This is a genomic window from Luteibacter aegosomaticola (assembly GCF_023078475.1).
In the GTDB taxonomy this organism is placed as follows: domain Bacteria; phylum Pseudomonadota; class Gammaproteobacteria; order Xanthomonadales; family Rhodanobacteraceae; genus Luteibacter; species Luteibacter aegosomaticola.
Genome location: NZ_CP095741.1, coordinates 345,635 through 359,521, shown reverse-complemented (window position 1 = coordinate 359,521; position 13,887 = coordinate 345,635). Strand labels below are relative to the sequence as shown.

Here is a 13,887-nt window from a genome sequence, read left to right as displayed (position 1 = left end):
CCCTGGCGCCTTCCGGATGGCTCTCGCCCGCCCCCTCGTCCTGGCCGCTGTTGCCAGCCTCGCCGCCGTCACCCTGCCGTCGAACGCGGCCACGGTCACCGTGCCCATCGAGGTGCTTGGCGCCGGCCTGCCCACCAGCCCCACGGTGCGCACGGTGACCCTCGACCTGCCTGCCGCTCAAGCCGGCACCACGACGAGCCTGTGGTTCACCTGCCATCGCTGCGGTTTCTATGGAGCACCCGAATACGAGGCCGTAAACGCGCCACCACCCAAGGTGAAAGCCAGCGTGCGCGTTCTGGGCGCCGCCAGCACCGATGCCGCGGCATGGGTGGATATCGATGACGCACACGTCGTGCTCGATCCGGCCGAACGCCTGCATGGCGGCATCAATGGTGGCCTGTATACCGCACACATTTCGCTCGCTCTCGACGCCGCGACCCGTGGTCGCCTGGCGGCGGGCGCGAACCGCGTGCAGTTCCGTTTCAACGGTACCGACGGCGAGACCGATGGGTTTCGCGTACTCGACCTGCAATTCCGCAACGACGGTGGCCAACGCACGGACGACACCACGATCGTGCACACCGATCCTCAGCGCGAGCGAGCGGCCGGCAGTGCATGGTCGGCCGATGCCGATGCAGGCCGCACGCTGTGGTACGCCGCCGACCAGAACATCAAGTCGCCCATCGTGCCGCGCACGCTGCATGCGTCGTGTTCGTCCTGTCACGCGGAAGATGGCCGTGACCTGCAGTACTTCAACTATTCGAACAACGCGATCGCTACGCGTGCCGCGTTCCACGGCCTGACAGCAAAACAAGGCAAGCAGATCGCAGCGTATATCCGCTATTCGCAACGCGATGTGCCCTATGCGGAAAAAGGCCGGCCTTGGAACCCGCCCTACCAGCCGGGTCCGGGCCTCGATTGCACGGGCACCGGCTGCGAAACGCAGTGGGCCGCCGGCGCAGGCCTGGAAGCCGTACTGACGACGCCGCGGCAAGCGGTGCGCGCATTGTTCGGTAAGGCACCCGATGGGACTGATCCGCTTACACAGGCGGATATCGACCGCGTCATGGACCCGGCCGCGACGCTTAACGTGCGCGAGACGCCGGTGCCGCTGCAATTCCCCGACTGGAACGCGTGGCTGCCCACGATTCATCCCGACGATATCTGGGAGCCGGGTGCGGCCGATGGCTCGTTCCACGACGGTGCGCGTTTCAGCGGCAGCGGCGATCACGTGTACGTGCCGGATGCGCAGTATGAGGCCATCACGGCGTGGCTGCAGGCGCACGCGCCGATCACCACCGGCGACTGGTCCACGCTATCCGCAGCGGACCGCGATGACATCCAGACGCGCTTCACCGCGTTTGGATGGGAGGCGTACGGCTTCCTCGGCGGCGGCCGCGGCAACCACATCGCGGGGAATGGCGTCTATGGCGCACAGGTCGGCGCCGATCACCTGCAGGCACGTGCTTCCACCGCCACCATGGCGCTCGCACCGGCGTCCGGCTTCACCAACGAAGCGTTCATCGAAAGAGCCATGGCAAGCGTGATGCACTGGACCGCAGTGAAGCAGTGGGAGTGGTCGCAGGCGTTCCACCTGGAAGGCGACCAGCGCCACTTCATCGGCGATCGCGAAACGCAGACCGGCGCGTGGCAGGGCCGTGGCGAGGCGCACGGCTGGCCGTTCAATACGCCGGGGCCGTTCTACCTCGCACCGCACATGCTCTACCAGACCGAGTTCAATCCCGATGGCTCGACGAAGCGCGACCTGATCCTTGGCTGGGAAGCAGGCCAGGTGCCGGCCTCTTACTACCGCACCAACCAGTGGTACCAGTTGCAGATGACGGTGAACGCCGGTGCGCAGAGCGGTTGGGTGAACTACCCGATGGACTGGCCGTACCTGACCGGCTTCGACGAGTACCTCGGCAACCTCGTGGGCGATGCAGATGCCACCGCGCGCGACGAGCAATCGACACACTTCACGCGCCTGCTCCAGGCACGCATCAAGGCGGCGCAGTACGTCCACAACGATCTGCCGCTCTACGATCCGAGCCAGCCCGACCTCGTTGCCAACATTGGCCGCTACGGGCGCGCGCAGGCGGAGAAGCATCTCAGCCCGGTGGTGTTCATGGATAACGACGTGCTGCTGGGTGTATGGCCGTCGAAGTTCCGCTACCTGGATAACATCCAGCCGGGTCTCTTGCTCGAAGTCGTCAATGGTGCGATCGCGCAGTTCAACGGCCTGTACGCCTCGACCGATGCCTCCGCGTGGCGTCGCTGCGATCCGGCCAACACGATGCTCGGCGATTCAGAGACCTATTCGGGCTTCCGTTATTGCCTGGATGCCACGCGCGAGCCGCTCGGCGTAGCGAGCGATGGCCGTCTCTATATGCGCGAAGATCCTTACTATCGCCGCACCACGGAACAGACCGATCTTTACGGCGTGGTGAAGGCGAAGCAGATGGGAGCGGAGCCCACGCGCGTCGCTACGTACGAAGCATGGGTCAACCGGATGTGGCCCGGCTCGCCCTAAGGCGCGAGCTCGCGCTCAGGCATGGTCGCGAAGTATCGCGGCCATCGCCACGAGTTCGGCCAGCGAGCGCGTGCGCATCTTGCGCATGACCTTGCCGCGGTGGGCCTTGACCGTGATCTCGCTGATGCCGAGGTCCACCGCGATCTGCTTGTTCATGCTGCCCGCCACCACCATGGCCATGACTTCGCGCTCACGGGTCGTGAGCGCTTCGAACGCTTCGCGAAGGTGGCGCGTGGCCCGGCGCGCCTCAAGCACGTTCCGGCTCGTGTCGATGGCGCCGGCAATAGCGCTAAGCAGCGCATCCGCGTCGAACGGCTTCGTAAGGAAGTCGACGGCACCGGCCTTCATGGCGCGCACGGTGATGGCGACATCACCGCAGCCGGTAATGAAGATGATCGGCATCGTCCGGGCGTCGCCCGCGACGTGGTGCTGCAGCTCGAGTCCGCTCAGCCCAGGCATGTTGATATCCAGCACGAGGCAGCACGGTACGTCTTCCCGCACATGGTCAAGGAACGCGGAGGCACTGGCGAAGAGCAACGGCCGCCAGCCCGCGAAGCGAAGCAGGGCTTCGAGCGATTCGCGGATGGAGACGTCATCGTCCACGACGTAAACCACGGGAAGCGCCGGCTGTGCCGTGACGCGCCGGCGCACGCTGGTCTGTTCACACGCCCGTGGCATCACGGTGGCCTCCTCGATCGAACGATCGCCGTATCGCCTCAACACCGCGGCCGGCATCGCCGAACGGCTTCCACGGGCATGCTACCGCGCCTTCCGCCATCAACGGCGCGAACGAGGCGGAATCCGCCTATGGCGTGATAAAGACGATAGGAATCGACAACCGTTCCAGCCCGTAACAGGCACCGGCCGCCAAGCATGCGCCCTGCCACATGTGGTGCCCATGATACTTAGGTGTCGATGCGGGGCCTGCAGCGCCATGATACGTTGGTATGGTCGATACCAAGGTGCAATCGCCGCGTCCCGTGGCGTCTGCTGTGATCGTTCTTCATCCCCATGGAGAACACCGAATGCGTGCAGCCATCCTCGCGCTGGGCCTCGCCCTGCTGGGCACCGCCAGCATCGCGTCCGCCACGGACGACACGTCGATCCGGCCTTACCACGTCCACGTCTCCGATAAGGACCTGGCGGACCTGCACCGCCGCATCGCGGGAACGCGCTGGCCGGACAAGGAAACGGTCAATGACGACTCACAGGGCATCCAGCTCGCCAAGGTGCAGGCCCTGGTCACCTACTGGGGCAAGGGCTACGACTGGCGCCGGTTCGAGGCACAGCTCAATGCGCTGCCGCAGTTCGTCACCACGATCGACGGCGTGGATATCTATTTCATCCACGTGCGCTCGAAGAACCCGAACGCGTTGCCGCTCATCCTCACCCACGGCTGGCCCGGCTCCCCGATCGAATTCCTGAAGACGATCGATCCGCTGGTGAACCCGACCGCGCATGGCGGGAAGGCGGAGGATGCGTTCGACGTCGTGATCCCCGCGATCCCGGGCTACGGCTTCTCCGGCAAGCCCAAGGGCACGGGCTGGGGTCCGGATCGCGTGGCGAAGGCGTGGGATACACTGATGCATCGCCTGGGCTATACGCGCTACGTCTCCCAGGGTGGCGACCACGGCTCGGTGATTTCCGATGCGCTCGCGCGCCAGGCGCCGCAGGGCTTGCTGGGCATCCACCTGAACATGCCGGCCGCGATCCCACCCGAACTGGTGAAGCCGATCTTCGGCGGCGACCCCGCGCCGGCAGGCCTCGCGCCGGATGAGAAGCGCGCATTCGACGAGCTCAGCCAGTTCTTCGGCCGCAACGCGGCGTACGGCGCCATGATGGTGACGCGGCCGCAGACCATCGGCTACCCGCTCGCCGATTCGCCCAGCGGTGAAGCCGCCTGGATGTACGAGAAGTTCGTGCAGTGGAGCGATAACCGCGGCCATCCCGATGGCGTGCTCACCCGCGACGAAATGCTCGACGACATCAGCCTTTACTGGCTGACCAACACCAGTGCCTCGGCGTCGCGCTTCTACTGGGAAAACAATAACAACAACTTCAGCGCCGAAGCGCAGAAGACCCGTGACATCAAGGTACCGGTAGCGATCACCGTATTCCCGTACGAGATCTACCGCACGCCGAAGAGCTGGGCGCAACGCGCCTACCCGTCGCTCTATTACTTCCACGAAGTCGACAAGGGCGGCCATTTCGCCGCGTGGGAACAGCCCCAGCTCTTCGTCGAAGAGATCCGCGCCGCCTTCAAGACCCTGCGTTAACGGAGACTTCCCCATGTCCTCAGAACACAACTTCACCCGTCGCCGCTTCCTCGGCGTAAGCGCCATGGCCATGGCCGCGGGCCAGCTCGGGCTCACCAGCATGGCTAGCGCCGCACCCGCAACGTCAGGTGGTGGCGCGGGCGCCGCTGCGTCATCCAGCGGCACGGCAGCGTTCCCCCCGCTAAAGCAGATCCGCGCCGGCGCGCTCGATGTCGGCTATGTGGATATGGGCCCCGCCAAGGGCCCCGTGGTGATGCTTCTGCACGGCTGGCCGTATGACATCTACAGCTTCGCGGAAGTCGCGCCGATCCTCGTGGCGAAGGGCTACCGCGTGGTGATCCCGTACCTGCGCGGTTATGGCAGCACGCGCATCGTCGATGCCGCTACCCCGCGCAACGCCCAGCCGGCTGCGCTGGCAACCGACATCATCGACCTGATGGACGCGTTGAAGATCAAGAAGGCCACCTTCGGCGGGTACGACTGGGGCGGCCGTACGGCGGATATCGTCGCGGCCGTGTGGCCGGAGCGCGTGAAGGCGCTGGTCGCGGTCAGCGGCTATCTCATCGGTAGCCAGGAAGCGGGCAAGAAGCCGCTGCCGCCGAAGGCTGAGCTGCAGTGGTGGTACCAGTTCTACTTCGCGACCGAACGCGGCCGCGAGGGGTACGACGCGAACCGCCATGACTTCAACAAGCTGATCTGGAAGCTTGCCTCGCCGAAGTGGGACTTTGACGACGCGACGTATGATCGCAGCGCGGCCGCGTTCGATAACCCGGATCATGTGGCGCTGGTGATCCACAACTACCGCTGGCGCATGGGGCTCGCAGAAGGCGAGGCGAAGTACGACGCGATCGAAGCGAAGCTGGCAACGGCGCCAGTGATCACCGTGCCGACTATCACGATGGAAGGCGATGCGAACGGCGCGCCACATCCGGAGCCTGCGGCGTACGCTTCGAAATTCACCGGCAAGTACTCGCACCGCACGATCAGCGGCGGCATCGGCCACAACCTGCCGCAGGAAGCGCCGAAGGACTTTGCGCAGGCGATCATCGACGTGGACAAGCTGGCATGAACCGCCCGCTGATCGCGCTGTTTGCCATCGCCGCCGGGGCGTTCGCCACGGCGGCGACCCTGGCCGCGAGCGCCGATAACCAAGCGGAGAAGTCACCCATCTACGGCGTGACGGTTCCGGAGGGCTACCGGCATTGGGAGTTCATCGCGCCAGCGCATGAATCACCGCCGCTCGATGAGCTCCGCGTGGTCGTGGGCAACGATATCGCCGTGAAGGCCTATCGCGACGGCACCCTTCCGTTCCCGGACGGCTCGGTGCTGGTCAAGCTGGCCTGGAAGCACGTGCAGTCGAAGGAGTTCGCGCCGGCCTACGTGCCCGGCGCGGCCACCACGGTGCAGGTCATGGTGAAAGACTCGAAGAAGTACGCTGCCTCAGGCGGCTGGGGCTTCGGTCGTTTCATCAACGGCAAACCCGCCGACCTCGCCCAGCACCAGTCGTGCCTCGGCTGCCACAAGGCGAACGTAAAGGATCACGATCTCGTCTTTACTCGCTACGCGCCCTGACGGACAGGTAAAACGCGCGCGTTTACCTCGAACACACCGTACGGCCCATCCACACTCGAGTAGCTCCCGTTTGCATTGCGCCTCAACATGACGAAATAGGTCTTGCCCAGCTCGCAACATTCAGGATCAAGTTCAGCGATTCCCTCGTGAAATACCATGCGGACGGTCGGCCCAGCATGTCCTTTCAGCAGAGTGGCGATGGCAAGTGTTGCGAGCTGCGGCTGCATTCCCCGGGCTTCATCCAGATCTTTGATCGACACGACTGCCACGAGATCCGCCAGGCGCACGCGCTCTTCGAGCGTGCGCTTGGGGACATCGTACGCCCAAGCCTGGCCGGGCCACCCACCGAAAGCCATGGTCGCGCCGGCGATCATCGCCATGATGCAAAGCTTGTCAAACAGGACTCTCACGACCCGGCCTCCTTCTGATCAGGCTCAGTGGCATGCTGGAGCCCATTGATTGCCGCTCGCGGGTCATTCTCATCGACCAGCCGGCGACGCGCATTCGACGGGATCACGGTAACCGCAACGCTCGGTATCCTTGCGTGTCGATGCGTTCCAGCACCCATGTCACAAGCTCGCTCCTTTTGACAGGTGCGCTCTGAAGCGCCGAGAGGTCGCTCTCCAGGAAGGCTACCTCCTCGGTTACAAAGGGATGCGACACTTCACTACCGATGAATTCATCAGGAAGCATCATCCAGACCGTATCCTGTCGGCGCTCCACGCACTCCACTAAGCCTGCCGTATCGCCGCTCTCCAGGAACGCGAGAAGATTGCAGGCCATATCGACCGTATCGATCGCGGCAGAGACATAGGGTCCGAAGTCTTCCGAATCGGGCAGTGCCCGGTCACAGTGGTCTTCGGTAAGGAAGCGGAGGTATCGATCATCATCCGCCTCGAGTGCGGCCCATACTTGCGCCAGGGCCGCACGGACCAGGCCACCCCCGCCTGTCCACCCCACCTCCTTCTGGAACTGCATGAGTAGCGGCATCGCGCGTTCAAGCATGAAGATACCGAACGCGATCTGCCTTCCTCTGTCGAGCAGCTCGAGTTGGGGGAGCACGATCTGGGCGGTCAATGCATGAGGCATGGTGTCATCGCACTGCGTGTGATCGCGGGAATCTAGGTGTTCGACTAGCCCTTAGCCAATGAACTTTAAGTTACGAATGGCGATGCAACCGATGGTTAGCCAGGTGGCACTCACGCGGCTTTCCAAGCGCCATCAGACAGAGGCACGCCCGCTTTAGGCGTGCCTCTGTCTGGCCATTGCTCGTCGGCATGGGGAGCTTCACACCACCGGCGCGAGCAGCTCGTCGATGCCTGCGCGGTAGAACAGCTCGCGACGCACGCGGTCGGCCACACCATTGACGATCTCCGCGCCGTCCTGCGAGGGGTCGACGTGAACGCGGAACGGACGCTTGCCGAAGGGCATGTCGACCACTTCCACGATCTTCGTGGCGACGACGGCGGCGTCGGCATCTGCGGGCTCGAGTGCGGCAAGACCCTTGAGGATGCGGTCTGGCATGCCTGCATACGGGCCTTCCATGTAGGCCGCTTCGATCGCGGCATCGGAAGGCTTGCCCGCGTGGAGGAAGTGGTTCGTGCCCTTGGTAAACGCACCAGGCACCATGATCGAGGTTTCGATGCCCCACTTCGTGAGCTCACCGGCGTAGCTCACCGCGAGCGAATCCATGGCGGCCTTCGCTGCGAAGTACGGTGCGAGGAACGGCGGCGTACCACCGCGCGTGCTGCTCGACGAGACCCAGAGCAGCAAGCCCTTGCCCTGCTTGCGCATGACCGGCAGCGCGGCGCGATTGACCCGCTGCGTGCCAAGCACGTTGACGTCGTACAGCTGGGCGTATTGTTCCGCCGTGAACGCCTCTGCCGGGCCGAACACCATGTGGCCGGCATTGTGCACGAGCACGTCGAGGCGGCCCGCTTCACGCAGCACCGTATCGATGGCCGCCTGCGCCGAAGCATCGGACGTGACATCGAGTTCGACAACGCGCAGATCAACTTTGCGCTCGCGCGCTTCGGCGAGCACGGCCTCGGCCTGCTGCGCATTGCGGCCGGCGATATCGCGCATGCTGGCGTAAACGGTGTGGCCAGCGTCGGCCAGGGCGCGTGCCGTGAGCAGGCCGAAGCCGCTGGAAGCGCCCGTGATCAGAATGGTCTGTTTCATGGAAGATGCTCCTTTGCGAAGGGGACGCGAATCAGATGATGCCGCCGTTGGCACGCAGGACCTGGCCATTGATCCAGGCACCGTCCGAGCCAGCGAGGAAGGCCACCGCGGCAGCGATGTCATCCGGCGTACCCAGGCGCTCAAGCGGCGCCAGCTTGGCGAGACGATCGATCAGTTCATCGGACTTGCCGGTGAGGAAGAGATCCGTAGCGGTCGGACCGGGAGCCACCGCATTCACGGTGATCTCGCGGCCACGCAGCTCACGCGCCAGCACCATCGTGGTGGCTTCAATCGCGGCCTTGGTCGCGGCATAAGGCGCATACCCCGGCTGCAGCAACCCCACCACGCTCGACGAGAAGTTGATGATGCGGCCGCCATGGCGCAGACGCTTCGCGGCTTCGCGCATGGTGTTGTAGCTGCCCTTCACGTTGATGTCGAAGAGGCGATCAAAGTCTTCGTCCGTCAGATCAGCGACATTGGCGAGGGCCATGACGCCAGCATTGTTCACCAGCACATCCACGCCGCCGTAAACCTCTGTGGCCTGGTCGAACAGACGGCGCGCGTCAGCCGGCTTGGAGACATCAGCCTGCGCACTGATCGCCTTGCCGCCAGCAGCCGTGATCTCGCCGACCACTTCCTCGGCGGCCTTCGCATTGCCCGCGTAGTTCACAACGACGGTGAAGCCGTCACTCGCCAACCGCTTGGCCACCGCTGCGCCGATACCCCGCGAGGCGCCCGTGACGATCGCAACCTTGGTGTTCGCTTGCTCGTTCATCTCGATTCTCCGGATCCGGCGACAGTGCCGGGCGACGAGAAGCATGCGCGTTGTAGCGCCACGGATAATCAGGGTAGATTGGGCATCACTATTCCATTCAATGGAACAAAGCCATGTCCATGGACCGCTTCGACACCATGCGGCTCTTCGTCCGGATCGTGGAACGGCGCAGCTTCACGGCCGCCGCGGCGGACCTGGACCTGCCCCGATCCACGGTGACTCAAGCGATCAAACGGCTCGAAACGCGCCTGGGCGTGCGCCTGCTCCAGCGCACCACGCGTACGGTCACGCCCACCCTGGATGGCGAGGCCTACCACCGCCGTTGCGTGGCGATCCTGGCTGATGTGGAAGATGCCGAAGCGGCGTTCACCGATGCCCGGCCGACCGGGCTGCTCCGGGTAGACATGCACGGGATCCTGGCCCGCACCTTCGTGCTGCCCGCGCTGCCGGATTTCCTGGCCCGTTACCCCGGGCTGCACGTGCATATCGGCGAGGGCGACCGCTGGGTCGACCTGGTCCGCGAGGGCGTGGATTGCGTGCTGCGGGCGGGCGACCTGGCCGATAGCAGCATGGCCGGCCGGCGGCTGGCGATGTTGCGCGAGGTCACCCTCGCCAGCCCCGCCTATCTCGAGCGCCACGGTACGCCGCGCACGCCCGATGACCTCGACGGCCACCAGGCCATCGGATTCTTCTCGAGTGCCACGGGCGGCACGTTGCCGCTGGAGTTCGTCGAGGATGGCCAGGTGCGGACGGTGCAGCTGCCTTCCGTCGTGTCCGTGACCGGCGCGGAAACCAACAAGGCGCTCGCGCTGCTCGGCCTCGGCATGATCCAGGTGCCGTACTACAACGCGATCCGCGATATCGCCGAAGGCCGGCTGGTGGAAGTGTTGCCGGCCTACCCACCGACCGAGACGCCGGTGTCCCTGTTGTACCCGCATAACCGGCAGCTTTCGCCGCGGGTTCGGGTGTTCATCGACTGGGTGGCCACCACCTTCGCCGCGCGTGCGGGCGAAGGGGTGCGCATGCTGTGACTCAGTTCTTGAGCGGCACGGTCTCGAAGCCGGCCTGCGGCGTGCCGTTCTGCGGCGGGGGCGGAGGCGGCGGGTTGTTGCCCTGCGGGCCGACGACGCGGCTGCCACAGGTGTAAGCACCCCAGTCCTGCGAGCCGTCGCGCGGTTCGCCGAGCGGCTTCACGGTATCGGCGCCGAGCTTGGCGGCTTCGTTGCGGGCAAGCACTTCGAGCTCGTCGCGCACCTTCAGGTCGCTGCGATCGACGGGGCCGACGCGGCTGGTGACCGAGACGCTGACCTTGCCCTGTTCCTTGCACTGGCCGACATCACCGTTCCACGCCGTGCGCACGTTACGCGCCTTGTCGTCGAGCTTGATGCCCCAGTCGCACGCACTGAGCGCGAAGGTGGCGAGGGGGATAAGAAGAAGGACGGCTTTACGCATGGGTGGCTCCGGAGGGGTCGCGTTACGGGGCAATGCTAGCCCGTGCGAAGCGAAGGCGCGATGAGAATCCTCAGCGCGCCTTCGCGATCAGTCACTTGCCAGCCGGTTTCGCGGCCTTCACCGGGTTGCCGTCGGCGTCGATGACGTGCACCTCACCCAGGTTCAGGGCACGCACCGGTGCTTCGATCTTGCGCAGGTCGCCGATGATGACCCAGGTGAACGCGTCCGGCTTCAGCACCGCGGACAGTGCGGCCTCTGCCGACTTCTGGTCCACCGCGTCCACACGCTGCTTCAGCGTCTGCACGTAGTCGTCCGGGCGGTCGTAGATGAGGATGCCATTCATCGCACCGAGCACCGCCGAGGTCGTTTCGAAGCTGCCCGGCAGGGCACGCACGCGCTGCGAACGGATCTTGGCGATTTCATCGGCGGTCAGCGGCTTGTCACCGATGACGGCACGCGACTCCTTGAGAATCTCCGCAGCCGACTCGGCCGTCTTGTCGGTCTGGACCGGTGCGTAGAACAGGATCGGCCGCTGGCCCTGGGCATCGAGCAGGAAGCTGCCGGCGCCATAGGCCCAACGCTTGTCTTCGCGCAGGTTCATGTTGAGGCGCGAGGTGAAGCTGCCGCCGAACGCACCGTTGGCGATGCCGAGCGGCAGCGCATCCTTCGCCTTGGTCGACGGCGCGATAAGGCCGGCGAGAATCAGCGACTGCGACGCATCGGTGCGGTTGATCAGGTACACGCGCGGCTTCGGCTGGATAGCCACTTCGCCGACGTTGCGCTTCGGCACCGGCGTGGCCGGCGGCGTCCAGTCGCCGAACACTGCATCGAGCTGCGGCAGGATCTCGGCGAGCGTGGTGTCGCCAGCGACGAGGATGCGCGCGTTGTCGGGCCGCAGGTAGTCGTGCTGGAAGGCCGTCAGGTCAGCGGCGGTGAGCGAGGCGATGGCCTTCTCGGTGCCGCTACCGGTGAACGGGATGCCGTACGGATGGTTCTTGCCGAAGAGCAGCGGCGGCAAGGTACGCAGCGCCATGCCCTCGGGCTCGGTCTTCTCCTGCTGGATGCCTGCGATCCACTGGCCACGCACGCGCTCGATATCCTCGGCCTTGAACGCCGGGTTGCGGACCACATCGGCGAAGAGGTCCAGCGACGGACGCAGGTCGGTGTTCAACGCATTCAGCGACACGCTGCAGGTATCCAGCGCGCAACCCGCCCCCACGATAGCGCCGAGGCGCTGCTTGCGGCGTGCGATCTCGACCGAGTCCAGCGACTTGGTGCTTTCTTCGAGCAACTGCGACGTAAAGCTCGCGGTGCCGAGCTTGCGGCCCTCGTCCGCCGCGTAGCCGCCGTTGAACAGCAACTGCACCTGGGTCACCGGGATGGTGTGGCGCTCGGCCAGGACCACTTCGATGCCGTTCTTCAGCTTGCCGCGCTGCAGTTTCGGGAAGGTGAGGTCGGGGAAGGTCGTGACGGAGGGCACGCCCGACGCGCGATCCACCGTGGACTTGTCGGTGGTGTAGGTCTTTGCCGCCGGCATGACCGCCGCCGGGCGGCCGGTGGCGTCCGCGAGGCCCTTCACCGCCTTGTCTTCAGCGGCCGGATCGAAGCCCGGCGGGGCCGGCAACACGGTCAGCGTGTAGCTGCCCTTGCCCAGCCATGCCTTGGACGACGCGAGCACCGAGGCCACCGTGGCGGCCTGCGCGCGCTCCAGGTCCTTCTTATAGGCACCCGGATCGTTCTGGTACACCTGGCCCTCGGCGAGGATGGTGGCCTTGCCAGCGCCACGGCCACCGACCTTTTCGAGGCCGCGCACGAAGGCGGCACGGTTGATGGTCTTCGCACGGGCGAGTTCGTCTTCCGTCGGGCCCTTCGCGAGGAAGTCCTTCCACACGTCGGCGATCGCGGCGTCGACCTTCTTCTCGTCGACGCCCTTCTTCACATCGACCGTGAGCTGCACCTGGCTGGCCAGGGCGAACGGCGCGATGGCGACGCTAACGTCATCGGCGAGCTTGTCCTGATAGACGAGGCGCTGGTACAGGCGCGAGGTCTTGCCACCGCCAAGCACCGTGGTGGCGAGATCGAGGCTGACCGAATCATCCGTGCCGAGCTGCGGCGCGATCCAGGTGCGGACGATGCGCGTCTGCGCGACCTGGTCGTGCTGGACGGCGGTGGTGTTCTTTTCCAGCGGCGTGATCCACGCCTGCTGGCGCGGCACCGGCGGGCCGGCGGGGATGTCGCCGAAGTACTTCGCGACCTTTTCCTTCGCCTGCGCCACCGTGATATCGCCAGCGAGCACGACCGTGGTGTTGGCCGCGCCGTAGTAATCGTGGAACCACTTCTTCACGTCGGCGAGCGAGGCCGCATCCAGGTCGGCCATGGAGCCGATGGTGTCGTGGTGGTAAGCGTGGTTGGCCGGATACGTGTTGAGCAGCACGTTTTCGTCGACGCGGCCGTAGGGGCGGTTTTCATCCTGGCGCTTTTCGTTCTGCACCACGCCGCGCTGGGTATCCAGCTCCTTCTGGCCGATGGCGCCGAGCAGATGGCCCATGCGATCGGATTCCATCCACAGCGCCATGTCGACCGCGGTGGTCGGGACGGTTTCGAAATAATTGGTGCGATCGAACCAGGTGGTGCCGTTCAGATCGGTGGCGCCCGCCAGCTCGAACGGCTGGAAGTAGGTGCCCTTGTGGTTCTCCGAGCCGGAGAACATCAGGTGCTCGAAGAGGTGCGCGAAACCCGTCTTGCCGGCCGGCTCATCCGCCGAGCCCACGTGGTACCAGACGCTGACGGCAACGACTGGCGCCTTGTGGTCTTCGTGCACCACGACGGTCAGACCGTTGGGCAACTGGAAGCGGGTGAAGGGGATATCGGGGATGGTATCGCTGGAGGGGGAAGCCGCTGAGGCGGCACCGACGAAGGTCATCATGCCTGCGGCCAGCAGGGTGAGGCGTTTCTTCATGCACGGCTCCTTGGGGCCTTCGTGGCCCGTTACCGCACTGAGGCTAGCCGTTGCAGTCCTTCGGGCGCAATCCGTGGCCCAACGGACGCCCGGACGGTGTCCGCTGGGCGCGTGGCCGTGTCCGCGGACACCTTGGCGACCA

General features: G+C 65.3%; 12 protein-coding genes. 5 read left to right on the top strand and 7 right to left on the bottom strand.

Features of this window, described 5'->3' with window-relative positions:
• Positions 1 to 16: 16 nt before the first annotated feature.
• Entirely contained in the window at positions 17 to 2,530 is a 2,514-nt protein-coding gene (locus L2Y96_RS01670; RefSeq protein ID WP_247331405.1) for a hypothetical protein, read from the top strand.
• A gap of 15 nt (positions 2,531 to 2,545) precedes the next feature.
• On the opposite strand, the gene L2Y96_RS01665 is transcribed toward L2Y96_RS01670, so the two are convergent.
• Positions 2,546 to 3,208, bottom strand: coding sequence for a response regulator transcription factor (locus L2Y96_RS01665; protein ID WP_247331403.1), 663 nt, complete (start codon positions 3,206 to 3,208; stop codon positions 2,546 to 2,548).
• A gap of 347 nt (positions 3,209 to 3,555) precedes the next feature.
• On the opposite strand from L2Y96_RS01665, the gene L2Y96_RS01660 reads away from it, so the two are divergent.
• The 3 genes from L2Y96_RS01660 to L2Y96_RS01650 are packed head-to-tail and all read left to right on the top strand — an operon-like array spanning position 3,556 to position 6,378.
• The gene (locus L2Y96_RS01660) at positions 3,556 to 4,806 is read left to right on the top strand and encodes an epoxide hydrolase family protein (RefSeq protein WP_247331402.1); all 1,251 of its coding nucleotides are present in this window, start codon (positions 3,556 to 3,558) and stop codon (positions 4,804 to 4,806) included.
• 13 nt (positions 4,807 to 4,819) lie between these two features.
• Positions 4,820 to 5,875: an alpha/beta fold hydrolase gene (locus L2Y96_RS01655; protein WP_247331400.1), complete on the top strand. Its 1,056-nt coding sequence runs from the start codon at positions 4,820 to 4,822 to the stop codon at positions 5,873 to 5,875.
• The gene (locus L2Y96_RS01650; RefSeq protein WP_247331398.1) at positions 5,872 to 6,378 is read left to right on the top strand and encodes a cytochrome P460 family protein; all 507 of its coding nucleotides are present in this window, start codon (positions 5,872 to 5,874) and stop codon (positions 6,376 to 6,378) included. Before L2Y96_RS01655 ends, L2Y96_RS01650 begins: the two co-directional genes overlap by 4 nt.
• Here L2Y96_RS01650 and L2Y96_RS01645 read toward each other — a convergent pair.
• The 4 genes from L2Y96_RS01645 to L2Y96_RS01630 form a co-directional block, all read right to left on the bottom strand.
• On the bottom strand, positions 6,366 to 6,788 hold the full coding sequence (locus L2Y96_RS01645) for a hypothetical protein (protein ID WP_247331396.1): 423 nt from the start codon (positions 6,786 to 6,788) through the stop codon (positions 6,366 to 6,368). The two genes, L2Y96_RS01650 and L2Y96_RS01645, sit on opposite strands and share 13 nt — an antisense overlap.
• 103 nt (positions 6,789 to 6,891) lie before the next feature.
• Positions 6,892 to 7,467, bottom strand: coding sequence for a DUF416 family protein (locus L2Y96_RS01640; protein WP_247331394.1), 576 nt, complete (start codon positions 7,465 to 7,467; stop codon positions 6,892 to 6,894).
• 198 nt (positions 7,468 to 7,665) lie between these two features.
• Positions 7,666 to 8,559, bottom strand: a complete 894-nt coding sequence (locus L2Y96_RS01635; RefSeq protein ID WP_247331393.1) for an SDR family oxidoreductase — start codon at positions 8,557 to 8,559, stop codon at positions 7,666 to 7,668.
• Between the two features lie 31 nt (positions 8,560 to 8,590).
• Positions 8,591 to 9,334 carry an SDR family oxidoreductase gene (locus L2Y96_RS01630; RefSeq protein ID WP_247331390.1) on the bottom strand — a complete coding sequence of 248 codons (744 nt, stop codon included), beginning with the start codon at positions 9,332 to 9,334 and terminating at the stop codon, positions 8,591 to 8,593.
• A 119-nt stretch (positions 9,335 to 9,453) separates the two neighbouring features.
• On the opposite strand from L2Y96_RS01630, the gene L2Y96_RS01625 reads away from it, so the two are divergent.
• Entirely contained in the window at positions 9,454 to 10,365 is a 912-nt protein-coding gene (locus tag L2Y96_RS01625) for a LysR family transcriptional regulator (protein ID WP_247337243.1), read from the top strand.
• Between the two features lies 1 nt (position 10,366).
• Here the strand turns inward: L2Y96_RS01625 and L2Y96_RS01620 are convergent, their stop codons facing one another.
• On the bottom strand, positions 10,367 to 10,786 hold the full coding sequence (locus tag L2Y96_RS01620) for a DUF4156 domain-containing protein (RefSeq protein ID WP_247331388.1): 420 nt from the start codon (positions 10,784 to 10,786) through the stop codon (positions 10,367 to 10,369).
• A 91-nt stretch (positions 10,787 to 10,877) separates the two neighbouring features.
• Complete coding sequence (locus tag L2Y96_RS01615) at positions 10,878 to 13,745, bottom strand: M16 family metallopeptidase (RefSeq protein WP_247331387.1); 2,868 nt, start codon at positions 13,743 to 13,745, stop codon at positions 10,878 to 10,880.
• Between the last annotated feature and the right edge of the window lie 142 nt (positions 13,746 to 13,887).